Annotated in this window: 14 protein-coding genes and 1 pseudogene; 9 read left to right on the forward strand and 6 right to left on the reverse strand. The window is 71.9% G+C overall.

Going from position 1 to position 14,755, the window contains the following annotated elements:
- The first annotated feature begins 37 nt into the window (after positions 1 to 37).
- The 3 genes from LWP59_RS23680 (at position 38) to LWP59_RS23690 (ending at position 3,055) form a co-directional block, all read left to right on the forward strand.
- Positions 38 to 1,690 (forward strand): L-lactate permease, encoded by a 1,653-nt coding sequence (locus tag LWP59_RS23680; RefSeq protein ID WP_144637518.1) that lies wholly within the window; start codon positions 38 to 40, stop codon positions 1,688 to 1,690.
- Positions 1,687 to 2,118, forward strand: a complete 432-nt coding sequence (locus tag LWP59_RS23685) for an ATP:cob(I)alamin adenosyltransferase (protein WP_144637533.1) — start codon at positions 1,687 to 1,689, stop codon at positions 2,116 to 2,118. Before LWP59_RS23680 ends, LWP59_RS23685 begins: the two co-directional genes overlap by 4 nt.
- Positions 2,119 to 2,323: 205 nt before the next feature.
- Complete coding sequence (locus tag LWP59_RS23690) at positions 2,324 to 3,055, forward strand: FadR/GntR family transcriptional regulator (protein ID WP_222425508.1); 732 nt, start codon at positions 2,324 to 2,326, stop codon at positions 3,053 to 3,055.
- On the opposite strand, the gene LWP59_RS23695 is transcribed toward LWP59_RS23690, so the two are convergent.
- On the reverse strand, positions 3,042 to 3,938 hold the full coding sequence (locus tag LWP59_RS23695) for a formylglycine-generating enzyme family protein (RefSeq protein ID WP_444541900.1): 897 nt from the start codon (positions 3,936 to 3,938) through the stop codon (positions 3,042 to 3,044). The two genes, LWP59_RS23690 and LWP59_RS23695, sit on opposite strands and share 14 nt — an antisense overlap.
- 87 nt (positions 3,939 to 4,025) lie before the next feature.
- Entirely contained in the window at positions 4,026 to 4,628 is a 603-nt protein-coding gene (locus LWP59_RS23700) for a gamma carbonic anhydrase family protein (RefSeq protein WP_144637536.1), read from the reverse strand.
- Between the two features lie 439 nt (positions 4,629 to 5,067).
- Here LWP59_RS23700 and LWP59_RS40770 point away from each other — a divergent pair.
- Together LWP59_RS40770 and LWP59_RS23715 are read left to right on the forward strand one after the other, a co-directional pair.
- Positions 5,068 to 5,913 (forward strand): annotated as a pseudogene (locus tag LWP59_RS40770) (VC0807 family protein).
- 46 nt (positions 5,914 to 5,959) lie between these two features.
- Positions 5,960 to 7,150, forward strand: coding sequence for an FAD-dependent monooxygenase (locus LWP59_RS23715; protein WP_144637538.1), 1,191 nt, complete (start codon positions 5,960 to 5,962; stop codon positions 7,148 to 7,150).
- 49 nt (positions 7,151 to 7,199) lie between these two features.
- On the opposite strand, the gene LWP59_RS23720 is transcribed toward LWP59_RS23715, so the two are convergent.
- Both LWP59_RS23720 and LWP59_RS23725 read right to left on the reverse strand, forming a co-directional pair.
- Complete coding sequence (locus LWP59_RS23720) at positions 7,200 to 7,439, reverse strand: hypothetical protein (RefSeq protein ID WP_222425512.1); 240 nt, start codon at positions 7,437 to 7,439, stop codon at positions 7,200 to 7,202.
- A 10-nt stretch (positions 7,440 to 7,449) separates the two neighbouring features.
- The gene (locus LWP59_RS23725) at positions 7,450 to 8,013 is read right to left on the reverse strand and encodes a DUF4232 domain-containing protein (protein WP_144637540.1); all 564 of its coding nucleotides are present in this window, start codon (positions 8,011 to 8,013) and stop codon (positions 7,450 to 7,452) included.
- 150 nt (positions 8,014 to 8,163) lie between these two features.
- Between LWP59_RS23725 and LWP59_RS23730 the strand changes: the two genes are divergently transcribed.
- The 4 genes from LWP59_RS23730 to LWP59_RS23745 are packed head-to-tail and all read left to right on the forward strand — an operon-like array spanning position 8,164 to position 12,099.
- A complete protein-coding gene (locus LWP59_RS23730) occupies positions 8,164 to 9,150 on the forward strand; it encodes a 2-keto-3-deoxygluconate permease (RefSeq protein ID WP_144637541.1) in 987 nt (328 codons plus the stop codon).
- The gene (locus LWP59_RS23735) at positions 9,147 to 10,310 is read left to right on the forward strand and encodes a four-carbon acid sugar kinase family protein (protein WP_186383200.1); all 1,164 of its coding nucleotides are present in this window, start codon (positions 9,147 to 9,149) and stop codon (positions 10,308 to 10,310) included. The genes LWP59_RS23730 and LWP59_RS23735 overlap by 4 nt, the downstream gene beginning before the upstream one ends.
- Before the next feature lie 20 nt (positions 10,311 to 10,330).
- Complete coding sequence (gene pdxA / locus LWP59_RS23740; RefSeq protein WP_144637544.1) at positions 10,331 to 11,341, forward strand: 4-hydroxythreonine-4-phosphate dehydrogenase PdxA; 1,011 nt, start codon at positions 10,331 to 10,333, stop codon at positions 11,339 to 11,341.
- On the forward strand, positions 11,338 to 12,099 hold the full coding sequence (locus tag LWP59_RS23745; protein ID WP_144637546.1) for a DeoR/GlpR family DNA-binding transcription regulator: 762 nt from the start codon (positions 11,338 to 11,340) through the stop codon (positions 12,097 to 12,099). Before pdxA ends, LWP59_RS23745 begins: the two co-directional genes overlap by 4 nt.
- A gap of 40 nt (positions 12,100 to 12,139) precedes the next feature.
- On the opposite strand, the gene LWP59_RS23750 is transcribed toward LWP59_RS23745, so the two are convergent.
- The gene (locus tag LWP59_RS23750) at positions 12,140 to 13,744 is read right to left on the reverse strand and encodes a GMC family oxidoreductase (protein ID WP_222425513.1); all 1,605 of its coding nucleotides are present in this window, start codon (positions 13,742 to 13,744) and stop codon (positions 12,140 to 12,142) included.
- 202 nt (positions 13,745 to 13,946) lie between these two features.
- Positions 13,947 to 14,726 carry an FAD-binding protein gene (locus tag LWP59_RS40435; RefSeq protein ID WP_222425514.1) on the reverse strand — a complete coding sequence of 260 codons (780 nt, stop codon included), beginning with the start codon at positions 14,724 to 14,726 and terminating at the stop codon, positions 13,947 to 13,949.
- Positions 14,727 to 14,755: the final 29 nt, after the last annotated feature.

Raw genomic sequence — 14,755 nt, forward strand, 5'->3', positions numbered from 1 at the left:
ACCCCCTCTCAATGTCGAGAGCCCTTCGGAGGTCATCATGTACCACCAGGTTTCCGCGCCGCTGTGGGGCAGTCTGGGCTGGTCCGCCCTGATCGCCGCACTCCCCCTGCTCGTGCTGTTCGTGCTGCTGGGGGTGTTCCGGATCCGCGCCTGGCTCGCGTCGCTCGTCGGCCTCGCGCTCTCGCTCGTGGTCGCCGTCGCGGCGTACCGGATGCCGGCGGGAGCGGCGTTCGACTCCGCACTCGAAGGCGCGGCCTTCGGGCTGTTCCCGGCACTGTGGATCGTGGTCAACGCGATCTGGATCTACCAGCTCACCCGCCGCTCGGGCCATTTCGACGTACTGCGCCGGAGTTTCGCCCGGATCAGCGACGACCAGCGCGTGCAGGGCATCATCATCGCCTTCTCCTTCGGCGCGCTCCTCGAGGCGCTGGCCGGGTTCGGCGCGCCCGTGGCCATCTGCTCGGTGATGCTCGTCGCGGTCGGGCTCAAGCCCATCAAGGCCGCCACCATCGCGCTGATCGCGAACACCGCGCCGGTGGCCTACGGCGCGGTCGCGCTGCCGGTCATCACCCTGGCGAAGGTCACCGGCCTGCCGCTGCCCGACCTGGCGGCGATGACCGGACGGCAGGTGCCGGTGCTCGCGCTGATCGTGCCGCTCGTCCTCGTCGTCGTGCTGGACGGCAGGCGGGGGCTGCGCCAGGCGTGGCCCGCCGCCCTGGTGTGCGGGGCGAGCTTCGCCGTCGCGCAGTACCTGATGGCCAACTTCGGTGTGGTCCAGCTGACCGACATCGTGGCGTCGCTGGTGTCCGCGACCGCGGTCCTGCTCCTGCTCCGGGTGTGGAAACCTCGCCCCGCCGAGCCGGTTCCCGCGGCGGACGTCGCCCCGCCACCTTCGGGCGGCGGGGGCGCGACCACCGCCGTGCGCACGGCCGCCGCGGCGACCGACACCCGGATCGAGGTGGTCCGGGCCTTCGCGCCCTACGTCGCGGTCATCGTGCTGTTCTCCCTTGCCGCGGTGCCCCCGGTCGCCGCGGCTCTCGCCCACACGACCAGCACGTTCGGCTGGCCGGGGCTGCACGTGGCGAACGCGAGCGGCAAGGCGGTGACCCTCGTGCAGTTCAAGTTCGACTGGCTGGCCGACAGCGGCACCGTGTTGTTCGTCGCCGGGCTGCTGACCATCCCGCTGCTCAAGCTCCGGGCCCGTGACGCGCTTCGCGCCTACGGCCACACGATCGTGCAGCTGCGCACGGCCGCGCTGACCGTGACGGCCGTGCTCGCGCTCGCCTACGTGATGAACATGTCCGGCCAGACCGCGACCCTGGGCCTGTTCCTGGCCGGCGCGGGCGGGCTGTTCGCGCTGCTGTCCCCGCTGCTCGGCTGGTTCGGCACCGCGGTCACCGGGTCCGACACCTCGTCGAACTCGCTGTTCGGCGCCCTGCAGGTCGGCGCGGCGGGCGGGGCGGGCATCTCCCCGCTGCTGATGGCCGCGGCCAACACCAGCGGCGGCGTGCTGGGCAAGATGATCAGCCCGCAGAACCTCGCGATCGGGGCCAGTGCGGTCGGCCTCGCCGGGCGGGAAGGCCTGCTGTTCCGCCGCGTACTGGCCGCCTCCGCGGTGTTCGTGCCCCTGATGTGCGTGCTGGTGTACCTGCAGTCCACCCCGATCCTGTCCTGGATGGTGCCGTCATGATCCACGACCTTCCCGCCGTGGAGGAGGCCAACGCCGCCATCGGCGCCGCCGTCTCCACCACGTCACTGCCCGCCGGCCTCGAAGACCTGCTGACCGAGGTCCAGCACGACCTGCTCGACCTCGCCGACGGACTGCGCGTCCCGCCGCCCGATCGCCTCCGGCGTGCGCTGCGCGACCTCGGCCCCGCGGACTTCCCGCGCGGGTTCGCGGTTCTCGGCGGGTTCAGCGACGGCGCGGGACTGCTCAAGCTGGCCAGGGCGATCACCCGCCGTGCCTGCCGGGCGGCCGAGGGCGAGCCGGCTCGCTACCTCGAACTGCTGGCCGAAGTGCTTCTCGTGGCCGCCTGGCGGGCCGAGGAACACGAACGCGAGCAGATCCCGCTGGGCAGCTGCTTCGATGTGGTCAGACCAACAGAGAGGTCGCATTGACAGCCCCCTGCCACTCTGATTACCTGGAGTGACAGTTCGTGGAGAAGAGGAATTCCGGTGAGATTCCGGGCCGGTCGCGCCACTGTGATCGGACGGCGCCCTCGCGGCGTGTTCCGTAGGCAGACCCTCCCTCCGCGCTTCATCCTTTACCGGGCCGCACGAGCCCGAGAGGGGCCGGAATGATGCCGAGTACCGAGGACCGACGGTGACCAGCGAAGCCTCGTGGGAGCCGGTGCGCCGCGTACGCACCCACGAGCAGGTGTTCGCGCAGATCCAGCAGAAGATCCTCGACGGGAGCCTGCGTGCCGGGCAGCGGCTGCCCAGTGAACGCGAGCTGGTCAGCGCGCTCGGGGTCAGCCGCACGAGCGTTCGCGAGGCGCTGCGCGCCCTGGAGGCGATGGGCATCATCGAGGCCCGCACCGGCTCCGGGCAGGACGCCGGTTCCGTGGTCACCGACAAGTCGACCCCGGCGATGACGAACCTGCTGCGGCTGCACATCGCGCTGGCGAAGATCAGCCTCGCCGACCTCGTCGAGACCCGCGTCCAGCTCGAACGCAACGCCGCCAGTGGCGCGGCGTCGGCCCGCACCCCCGAGGACGTGCGCCGCCTCGCCGACCTCGTCGACGCGATGCGCTCGACCGGCTCCGACTACCCCGAGTTCAACGCGCTGGACACCGAGTTCCACGTCGCCATCGCCCGGATCTCGGGCAACGCGCTCGCCGCCGACCTGATGCAGGCGCTGCGCGGAGCGGTGGAGCACGAGATGGCGGCCGCGTTCGCCCGCTTCGACGACTGGCGCGCGGTGGCGAACTCCCTCGTCGACGAGCACGAAGCCATCCTGCGCGCGATCGAAAAGGGCGACTCGGACGCGGCGGCGGATCAGGTGTCCGAGCACATCACGCGCTTCTACCAGGACCGCATCCTCAACGCGGACTGACGTCGGCCGCGGTGCGGAAACCCAGGTTGCCGCTGGAGCTGTCGGGGGTGTTCGCGGTACGCGCGGCCACGCGGTAGCGGTTGCAGTAGGAGTCGTGGCACAGGTAGGAACCGCCGCGCATCGACCGGCCCGAGCGCGCCGGGTCGAACCAGTCCGCGCACCACTCCCACACGTTGCCGGACACGTTGTACAGCCCGAAACCGTTCGGCTCGAACGCGTCCACCGGTGCGGTTCCGGCGTAGCCGTCCTCCTCGGTGTTACGCACCGGGAACTTCCCCTGCCAGATGTTGCAGCGATGCTCCCCGCCCGGGATGAGCTCGTCGCCCCACGGGTAGCGCGCCTGGTCCAGTCCGCCCCGGGCCGCGTACTCCCACTCGACCTCGGTCGGCAGCCGGCGGCCCGCCCACCGGCAGTAGGCCACGGCGTCGTGCCAGGACACGTGCACGGCGGGATGGTCCCAGCGCTGCTCGACGCTGCTGCCCGGACCTTCCGGTGCCCGCCAGTACGCCCCGGAAACGCCGCACCACCACGGGGTCTGTTGCGGCCGCGGCGAGGTCTTGCGCAGCTCGCCGGGCACGAACCGGGCGAACACGTAGGTCCAGCCGAACTTCTCCGCCTCCGTGCGGTAGCCCGTCGCGTCGACGAACTCGGCGAACCGCGCGTTGGTCACCGCGTGGGCATCGATCGCGAACGCGTCCACGCACACCTCGCGCACCGGGCCCTCGCGGTCCTCGGAAAAGCCGTCCTCGTCCTCGGTCCCCATCCGGAAAGTCCCGCCGGGCAACCTGATCAGCCCCTCGGAGGCGGTGGCCGCGCCGTGCGGTACGTCCTCGGCGACGCCGGTGCGCGGGGTGGAACGAGACGGGGGACAACAGTGGGACACGCCGGAATACCTCCTACCTCACGTCCACAGTAGCCGCAGCGCGGCGCGCACCCGGCCGAAGCGGGGGCGTCGCGTCGTCGTCCGGGATCAAGAACCGTCGACGGGGCGGTCGCCACGGTGGCTGCCGAACTGCTCGGCGTAGCGGGCGGTGACGCGGTCCATCGTGGCCTCTTCGCGTGCGAGCCCGAACACGGTGCCGGGAAAATCGGATTCGCGTTGCATGCTCCACAGTTCCTCGTGCTGCTCGGGCGGGAACAGGCGCGCCGGGTTGCCGACCGCGATCCAGCCGATCGGCACCGTGGTTCCCGGTTCGAGGTGAGCGTTGACGTGCACGACGGCGTGGATGCGAACCTCGGACCCTGTTCCGATCCGCGCGCCGGGAAAGATCGCCGCACCGGTGGCGACGAACACCTCGTCCTCGATCGAAGCGCCGTTGACATGGCAGTGCGGACCGATCAGCACGCTGCGGCCGATCGTGCCGGCGTTGCCCTCGCGGCCACGGACAAGGGCGTTCTCCATGACGATCGAGCGTGCGCCGACCTCGATCGCCCCGCCCTCCGCGGTGAGCACCGCGCCGAACAGGACCCGAACGTCCTCGCCGATCGTGACATCACCACATACGACCGCGTTCGGCGCCACGTAGGCCGACGGGTGGATACGTGGGCGGAGGCCGTCATGCTCGAGAATCATCCGCACATCGTCCCCACGCCGAGCGGGAACGGCAACGAGGACGCCGGATGGACTTCGCTATCGGTATCACGGAGTTTCGATGCCGCCACCATCCCCGCGCTGGTCCTGCTCACCGCCGCCGCCGACGTCGCCGGCCAGCTGAGTCCGGGTGCGCGGAACCCGGGCGGACAGGACGCCCCGGCGAACCGCGTTTCACGCGGCGCCGGTTTTCCCCGCGCCTCAGCCGGTTCTCAGTGTCGGCAGGCGGGACCTTCGGTATGATCGCCAACCGGCCTCCACCGGCCAGTTCCGCGCGATCAACGCCGTCGGCGCCGTGATCATCCTGCTCGCCGGGGTGCTGCCGCTCGTCGCGGTCCGGCTGCCGGTCCTGCGCCGTGCCCTGCCGGTGCCCGGCTGGGTCGGTGCGGTCGGATGCTGCATGCACGCGCTGGTCGACGGCATGCTGCGGGTGCTCAGCGTGCTCGGCGCGCACCCGACTCAGCTCCCGGCGAGCGCCTGGACCTCGTTCGACCGGCATGCGTCCGTCACCAGGCCGAAGCGGCGCGCGTGGCTCGTCTCGGCGGTCGCCGGCTGTCTCGCGCTGACGGTGCCACAGCAGCGAAGGGAACCGATCATGATCACCGAGGCCGCACCCAGGACCACCGCCGGACACCCGCTGCGCCAGGGGTTGACGCCGCTGGTGGTCGACGTGGCCGTGCCCATCGGCCTGTACTACCTGCTCGCCAAGGGGTTCGGGATGAGCGAGCCGGCGGCGCTCGCGTGGAGCAGTGCCGTCCCGGCCGTGCGCACCGTGTGGGGAGTCGTGGCGCAGCGGCGGGTCAACGCGCCGGCGGCGCTGATGCTGGCGGTGAACGTGGCCGGGGTGCTGCTGAGCCTGCTCAGCGGCGACCCGCGGCTGATGCTCGCCAAGTAGGGGGTGGTGAGCAGCGTGGTCGGCCTGGTGATCCTCGGGTCGGTGTGCCTGGCCCGCCCCATCATGAGCACGGCGCTGCGCCCGCTGTTCGCCAAGGGCGACGCGGGCCGGCTGGCGGCGTGGGACCGGCTCTCGGCGACCTCGCCCGCGTTCCGCCGGGCGGAGCGCACCTTCTCGCTCGTCTGGGGAACCGCGTTGCTGACCGAATGCGTGGTGCGCATCGTCGGCGTCTGCACCCTGCCGGTCGACACGATGGTCTGGCTCGGCACGGTGATCCTGCTGGCGGCGCTGGCGGTCGCCTTCCGGGTGAGCCATGCCCTGGCCCTGCGCCCGATGAAGGACCTGTTCGTCGCGGAGCAGGCCGTTCAGTAACTTGGGTCCCTCTCATCAGAACGGTCCGAGCCGGGAAGGAGTGGAGATGAGCCAGTCGCCCGAGATCGCCATCCTCGGCGGCGGGATCGGCGGCCTCGCGGCCGCCGCCTTCCTGCGGCGGGCCGGCCTTGCGAGCACGATCTACGAACAGGCAGCCGAGCTGACGGACGTGGGCGCGGGCCTCGTGGTGGCTCCCAACGCCGCCTGGCTGCTGCGCAGACTCGGCGTGCTCGACGCCTTCACCCGCCGGGCGGTGCGGTTGGAGGTCGGCTGGGAGTTCCGGCGCTGGCAGGACGGCCGGATCCTCTCGGCCGAAAACCTCGCCACGTCGTGCGAACGGCTCTACGGCGAGCAGACCTACACCGCACACCGTGCCGATCTGCTCGACGTCCTCCGGAAAGCGGTCCCGGAAGACACCGTGCACCTCGGCAGGCGATGCACCGGACTGCTCCCGCGGGAGGGACGCCCGGCCCTGCGTTTCGACGACGGCGAGGTGGTCGAGACCGACGTCGTGATCGGCGCCGACGGGATCCACTCGGTGGTGCGCCACGCGCTCACCGAATCGCCCGCCCCCGCCTATTCGGGCCTCTGCGCCTTCCGCGCGCTGGTACCTGCCCAGGACGCACCCCCGCCGGCCCGGCGGAACGCGCAGACACTGTGGATCGGACCGGATCACCACCTGGTGCACTACCCCGTCTCCGCGGGCGAGCTGGTGAACCTCGTCGCCTTCGCCCCGGCCGGGGACTACGCCGTCGAATCGTGGACGGCGACCGCGACGGTCGAAGAGCTCCTCGCCGAGTTCCGCGGATGGGACCCGCGGCTGCTCGACCTGATCCGGGCGGCCGGCACGCCGGGGCGGTGGGCATTGCTGGACCGCAGCCCGTTGCGACGGTGGAGCCACGGACCCGTCACCCTGCTCGGAGACGCCGCACACCCGATGTTCCCGTTCTTCACACAGGGAGCGGCACAAGCGATCGAGGACGCCGCCGTGCTGGCCCGGTGCCTCGCCGCGGACGCCGCCGATCCCGCCACGGCGCTCCGACGCTACGAGGCACTGCGAATCCCACGCACCACCCGGCTCCAGGAAGTCAGCCACGGACGCTCGCACCTCAACCACCTTCCTGACGGGCCGGCGCAGCAAGCCCGCGACGCGGCGTTCGCCGACGCCGATCCCTTGCTGGCCAACGGCTGGATCTACGGCTACGACCCGGACACCGCGGCGGCGCTGCCCCGGTGAACCCGGCTACTGCCCGTCCCGGTGGACGGCCTCGAGCCGGGCCAGGTCGTCAGGCGCGAGCCGCAGCGCCGCGGCGGCGGCGTTCTCCGCGAGGTGGCCGGTACCCGGGATGGCCAGCCGGCCTCGCCTGGGCCAGCTGCTCCGGGCGCGCGTTGGACGCCCCGAGGTGACGGATCAAGCCGGCGTCGCGCTGGGGCAGCCGCATCGCGCCGAACCCGACCCGGTTGCCGGTCAGGTCCCCGGGCGTCCAGGTGCCCGCGGCCGCCGCGTCGACCGTTGCAGAAGCCATGGCCCGGGCGTCAGTTCAGGAGGTTTCGCGCCCACGCGGTCACATGCACCTGTGCTGTCGTGCCGAGATCGGCGTCGAGCGGGAGGGTCTGCGTTGCGGCGCCGGGGATCGGGACGACCTCGACCGACGACCCGGTCGAGCGGTCGCCGTAGGTGACGGTGCCCGACCACGACAGGACCGAGAGCGCCCGCCCGCCGGGCTCGACCGTCACCGGCGAAGGGCCGGGATCGCGTGCCATGTAAGAGGAATCGTGCAGCAGGGTGACCGGCATCGGGACACCGCCGCCGTCGAGCAGCCGGATCTCCGGATAGCCCTCGAGCCGGATCGGGTGCGTGCCGCAGTTGGTCACCGTCAGGACGCTCGCCCGGTGCCCCAGGGCCGCCTCGACCTCACCGGCCTCGACGCTGAGCCCCGGTGCGGGACAGGCAGCCGGGGTGGGACTGGCCGGCACCGGCGACGGCGACGCGACCGGCCCGGCCGTCAGCAGTCGCGGGTCGATCCCGTTGTCGTACTGGCCCACCCGCCCGCAGGCGGTGAGGGCGAGCAGCAGAAGCAGGACAACAGCGCAGCGCATGAGCCCCCTGTTCCGGACGCGTGAGCGTAACAGCGTGTCGATGACCGACAGCGGCTGCGCGCAACACGCAGCATGTTTGCGCGAAGTACGCAGATTCACCTACGCTTACGCACATAACGCACCCATGGCCCACGTTCAAGGAGGAGCGTCGTGGCGGTTCCCCTCAAGCGCCGGATCGAGGCGGTCCCCGGCGGAATGATGATCGTCCCGCTGCTGGTCGGTGCGGTGCTCTACACCGTCGCCCCCGGCACCGGAAAGTTCTTCGGGTCCTTCACCGGGGCCCTGTTCTCCGGGTCGCTGACGATCCTCGCCGTCTTCTACGTCTGTATGGGCGCGGGCATCGAGGTCCGGTCGACGCCCTACATCCTGAAGAAGGGCGGCGCGCTCTTCGCGGCCAAGGTGGCGATCTCGGTGATCGTCGGCGTCATCCTCGGCCGCCTGCTCGGCGAGCTGCCGATCAGCTCCGGCGCCTTCGCCGGCCTGTCCACGCTCGCGGTCGTGGCGGCGATGAACGACACCAACGGCGGCCTGTACATGGCGTTGATGGGCCAGTTCGGCAAGGGCAAGGACGTCGCGGCGTACTCGATCATGACCATCGAGTCCGGCCCGTTCCTCACCATGCTCACGCTCGGCGCGGCCGGGCTGTCCGCGTTCCCGTGGCAGACCCTCGTCGGCGCCGTGCTCCCCCTGCTGGTCGGCATGCTGCTGGGCAACCTGGACCCGGACATGCGGGAGTGGCTCGGCCGGGCCGTGCCGGTGCTCATCCCGTTCTTCGCGTTCGCGCTCGGCTCGAGCATCGACCTCAAGTCGGTGTGGCGCGCGGGCCTGCTGGGCCTCGGGCTAGGGCTGTTCGTGTTCCTGGTGACCGGGGCGGTGCTGCTGCTCGCCGACAAGTTCACCGGCGGGACGGGCATCGCGGGCATCGCGGCCGCGTCCACGGCGGGCAACGCCGCGGCGGTCCCCGCGATCGTCGCGGCGGCGAACCCGGCTTACCGCGCCGCCGCGGCACAGGCGACGATCCTGGTGGCGGCTTCGGTGGTGGTGACCTCCCTGCTGGTCCCGTTCGCCACCGCCTGGTTCGCCGCGCGAGCCAGGGCGAAGGAGGAGAAACAGGTGACCGAAAGGACATCGCCGTGAGCGAGCGGCTGGTGATCGTCGCCGACGACCTCACCGGCGCCGCCGACGCGGCGGCCGCCTACGGGCCCTTCGACCGGGTCGCGGTGGCGCTCGACGGCTCGGCCGCGCTGCCGGACGCCGACGTGATCGCGATCGACACCGACAGCAGGCACCGCAGCCCGGAGTTCGCCGCGCGGGCCGTGGCGGCGGCCGTGCGCGGGGCGGCCGACGCCGGGTTCCCGCTGTACAAGAAGATCGACTCGACACTGCGCGGCAACATCGCGGCCGAGGTCGGCGCCGCCCTGCACGAACTTTCGGCGACGGCGCTGCTCGCGCCCGCGTTCCCGGGCACCGGACGGACGGTGACGGGCGGCGTGCTGCGGGTCGGCGACACCGTTCGCGGCGACCTGCGGGAGCTGTTCGCCGGAACCGGCTTGCGCACGGCGCTGATCCCGCTGGATGTTGTCCGAAGTGGACCGTCCGAGGTGGTCGCCGCGTACCGCGCGGCGGCGGCCGACGTGGTGTGCGCGGACGCGGTGACCGAGGCCGACCTGGAGGTCCTGCACGCGGCGGGCACGGCGCTCGGGCCGGACGTGCTCCTCGTCGGTTCCGCCGGTCTCACGCGGGTCGCCGCGCGGGCCCGCGGCCACCGCGAGCGGCCGTTCCCGCCCGCGGGCGGCGCGGCGGTGCTCACCGTGCTCGGCAGTTACTCCGGGCTCGCCCGTGAGCAGCGGGCGGCGATGGCAGCGTCCGGCGAGGTCACCGTGGTGGCGGTCGCCGCCCCGTTCGGCCTTGCGGAGCAACGCCGGGCCGGAGCAGCGCTGTCCACATCGGACGGTGATGTGCTGCTCGTGCCGGATCCGGCGGCCCCGGTCGCCCGTGCCGACGCGGCCGAGGTCGCGGGTGCGCTCGCGAGCGTCGCGGCCCGCCATGTCGCGCGGCGGCGGGACACGCTCGCCGGCCTGATCCTGGCCGGCGGCGAGACCGCGCGAGCCGTGCTGCTGGCCGCCGGGGTGCGCGGCTTCACCGTGCTCGGCGAGCTGGCGCCCGGTGTCGTCCGCTCGGCCGTGCCCGAGCTCGGCGGGCTGCCCCTGATCACCAAGGCCGGCGCCTTCGGCGCGCCGGACACCCTGGAGCACGCCCGGCGCGCACTGCACGCGCCGGCCGGCGCTTCACACTGAACGAGGAGGAGAGGATTTCCATGGCACGACCCATTGTCGCCATCACCATGGGGGACGCCGCGGGCGTCGGACCGGAGGTCGTAGTCAAGGCGCTGGCGGACGCCGGGCTGTACCGCTCGTGCCGCCCGCTCGTGGTCGGCGACGCCGCGCGCCTGCGCAAGGCGATCGCCGTCACCGGCGTCGCGCTGGAGGTCCGGGCCGTCGAGGCACCGGAGGACGGGGGCTACACCGCGGGCGTGGCCGACTGCCTCGACCTGGGCCTGATCCCCGAGGACCTGCCGTTCGGCGAGCTGTCGCCGATCGCGGGCGAGGCCGCGTACCAGTACGTCCGGACCGCGACCGAGCTCGCGGTGGCGGGCCGCGTGCAGGCCATCTGCACCGCGCCGCTGAACAAGGAGGCGCTGCACGCGGCCGGGCACCGCTACCCCGGGCACACCGAGCTGCTCGCCGCGCTCACCGGCACGCCGGAGGTGTCGATGATGCTGTCCGCGCCGAAGCTGCGCGTCGTGCACGTGACCACGCACATCGGGCTGGTGGACGCGGTGGCGAAGATCGAGCCGGGCCTGGTCGCCAGGACGATCCGCCGGGGGGAGGAGACCCTTCGCAGGTCCGGCATCGACCGTCCGCACATCGCGGTGTGCGGGATCAACCCGCACGCGGGCGAGAACGGCTTGTTCGGGCGTGGCGAGGAAGCGGAGAAGATAGCGCCCGCGATCGCCGAGTGCCGCGCCCAGGGCATCGACGTCGACGGGCCGCTGCCCGCGGACACCGTCTTCTTCCGCGCGGTCCGCGGCGACTTCGACCTGGTCGTCGCGATGTACCACGACCAGGGCCACGGCCCGGTCAAGGTGCTCGGCTTCGACGCGGGGGTGAACATCACGATCGGCCTGCCGGTGATCCGGACCAGCGTCGACCACGGCACGGCGTTCGACATCGCGGGCACCGGCAGGGCGGACGAGGCGAGCATGCTGGAAGCCCTGCGCCAGGCGGTCGAGCTGGCGCCGCAGGCGAAGGAGGAGCACGCGTCGTGAACGCACGCACCCGGCGGGAAGCGATCCGGGACCTGCTGCGCAACCGCCCGGTCGGGGTGGACGAGCTCGCCGTGCGCTTCAACGTCACCGCGTCCACGATCCGCCGCGATCTCGCCGTGCTGACCGAGGCCGGCGAGATCGTGCGCACCTATGGCGGGGCGCTCGCGCCGGGCTGCGAGGAGCAGCCGCTGCACGAGCGGGAGACCTTGGCGGGTGTGGAGAAGGCCGCCATCGCGCGCGAGGCCGAGAAGCACGTCCGGCAGGGACAGCTGCTGTTCCTCGACGCGGGCACGACAGTCGGCGCGCTGGCCGCACGGCTGGCAGGCTGGACCGGGATCAGCGTCGCGACCACCGGCCTGACCACGCTCAACGCGCTCGCGGACGCCGAGGGCGTCGAGCTCATCGCGCTCGGCGGCGTGGTCCGGCACATCAGCCAGGGCACGGTCGGCCCGCTCACGGAGCTGGCCCTGACCCGGCTGACCGCGGACGCGGTGTTCTTCAGCGGCGACGGGATCACCGCCGAGCGCGGTGTGTGCGAAGCCAGCGCGGAACAAGCCGCCGCGAAGCGCCGTCTCATCGAGCAGGCCAGCGAGGTGTTCGTGCTGGCGGACGCGAGCAAGCTCGGCCGGGCGAGCTCGCACTGGTGGACGACGCTGCCGCCCGCCTGGACGTTGATCACCGACTCGTCGGCGACCGAGGAGCAGCTCGCGCCGTTCCGCGCACTACCCGGGGTCACCGTGCACGTGGCGCAGGTCTGAGCGAGGGTCGCCGCCGCCGCGGACGTCGGCGCGCTCGTGGTCAGGCGTCCTCGAGGATCATTCGCGCCGCCTTCACGGACATCGCCATCAGGGGGCCGTTGAGGTTGCCGGCGACCATGACCGGCAGCACCGACGCGTCCATCACGCGCAGCCCGTCGACCCCGCGCACCCGCAGCTGCGGATCGGTGACCGCGTCCTCGCCGGGACCCATCTTGCACGCGCCGTAGGCGTGGAAGCTGGTTCCGCCGTTGAGCAGCACGTGGTTGAGGATCGACTCGTCGTCCTGGACGGCCCAGCCGGGCTCGGTCTCGGCCTTGACCACGTCGACGAACGGGTGCTGGGCCGCGATGTCCCGCATCCGCCGGAACAGGTCCACGAACTTCCTGCGGTCCGCGTCGTCGAACTCGTAGTTCGTGGTGATCCGCGGGTGTACCGCCGGATCGCCGGACACCACGTGCAGCCTGCCGAGGCTCGTCGGCCGCAGCGGGTAGCCGATGATCGACGCCCCGGGCCTGCTCTCCAGCGTCAGGTCCAGCGGCTTGCTGCCCTGCGTGAACGGCGTCATCAGGATCTGCGCGTCGACGCGGGGCTCGGCCGGGTTGGTCTTGAGGAAACCGACCAGGTCGTAGGCCGCCGACGCGATGGGACCACTGCGGGTGAACAGGTACTTCAGGCCCGAGGCCGCCTGCCCCAGGCCACTGCTCAACCGGGCGTTGTACCCCAGTTTCGGGTCGTTGAGCCGCAGCTGCAGCGTGACGTACCGGTGCTCGATCATGTCCTCGCCGACCATCGGGCGATCGAGGACGAGATCGATCCCGGCCGCCTTCAGCACCTCCGCGCCACCGATGCCGGACAACTCGAGCAGCTTCGGCGTCTCCATGTTGCCGAGCGACAGGATGATCTCCTTGCCGGCCCGGATCTCCTCGGCCCCGGCGCCCGTGCCGACCACGACGCCGACCGCCCGGTCCTTCTCGACGACCACCCTGGTGACCTGCGCACCGGTGCGCACGGACAGGTTCGGGCGCTTTTCCGCGGGCTTGAGGAAGACCTTGCCCGCGCTCTGCCGCAGGCCGTTCTTGATGTTCGCCGGTGCGTAGCCGACTCGCTCCTCGTCGGAGGAGTTCAGATCGTCCACCCGCTTCAGCCCGATGTTGCCCGCGGCGTCGAGCATGGCCTCGTCGACCGGGTCACCGCTCTGCTGAACGCTGATGTGCAACGGGCCACCGGCTCCGCGCATGTCCGACGCACCCAGCTGGTGGTCCTCGATCTCCTTGTAGACGGGCAGGATCTCCTCCCACCCCCAGCCGGGGTTCCCACGCTCCACAATGGAGTCCCAGTCGTGCTGGGCGCCCCGGTTGTAGACCATCCCGTTGATGGCGCTCGACCCGCCGAGAACGCGGCCCCGCGACCACTTCTCCGTCTGGCCCAGCGGTCCGAACGGCTCGGTCTCGTAGACGAACGAGTGCTGGGGGTTCTCGATGCTGAAGGCGAACCCCTTGGGAATGTGGAAGATCGGGCTCCGGTCGCGCTTACCGGCCTCCAGCAACAGGACGCGGGCGCCCGGGTCCTTGCTCAGCTCGGCGGCGAGGACGCAACCGGACGTGCCGCCCCCCACGATGATGTAGTCGTATGACGCCATCGCCATCCCTTTTCTCGTGCGGTGACCGCGGCGTCGGCGCCGGATCGTTGACACCTTCGTCACTTCACGGGCGACGTCGGGAACGGGCACGGTTCCGAAGGTTGGCCGTACTCGGCGGCAGAACACTACTAAGAGTGCCGGTCAAATGGAAGCCTGATTGACGAAGTAGTCAAATGTAGCCTCGAACGATCTGCGGTGGGCCGGCGAATCAGCAGGTCACCTGCTCGCCGGCCCGCTCCGGCAGGCAGCCCCGGCCGGCCCGGCGGCCGGCGGCGACCACCTCGGCGTCGGTGAACCAGCGGTCGGTGAAACCGGCCGTCGCGGAGAACAGGCCGGGGACCGGCCAGCCACCGGCACTGATCACCGCGCCGGTCGCGGTGTCCACCCGCAGTGCCGGCACGGACGTCGGATGCAGCGGGGCGGCACCCGACGACACCGGCCTCGGCACGCATTCCGCGTGTCCCTCCGCCGCCAGTACCGGCGTGAGCGAGGAACCGACGAACTCCCAGCCGGACGGTGGCGTCGCGACCACGACCACGGCGCACTCGACCGTGCCGAGCACGAAGGACTCTTCCCACAGCCGCTCCGCGGCCTCGGTGAAGACCTCCCGCACGATGGCGGACGTACGCCGGGCGTGCAGGCTCATCCGGTACAGCCGGCGATGCCAGGCGGCTTCCGCGGTGTTCGGCCCGATCGCGCCGTATCCGGCGCCGATCACCTGGCGGCCCTCCACCAGAAGCTCGTGCACCGTCGCTTGTGGACGGACGCGGACCCCGTTCTCGAGCGCCGTCCGCCGCAGCTCGGCGCGCAGCCCGTCGCCGCCGGATCGGCCCACGCCGGGGGGACGCCGCCCGGCGAGCGACGACTCGAGGGGCAGCTTGTCCAGGACGAGCACGTCGGCTCCGGCCTGCGCGGCCTCGATCGCCGCCGCCGCCCCGGCCAGCCCGAACCCGACCACCAGCACGTCCGCACGGTCCGTCAGCGCCATGGGTCCAGCCTCCTTGCTGAGCACGCCGA

The organism is Amycolatopsis acidiphila (genome assembly GCF_021391495.1).
In the GTDB taxonomy this organism is placed as follows: Bacteria; Actinomycetota; Actinomycetes; order Mycobacteriales; family Pseudonocardiaceae; genus Amycolatopsis_E; species Amycolatopsis_E acidiphila.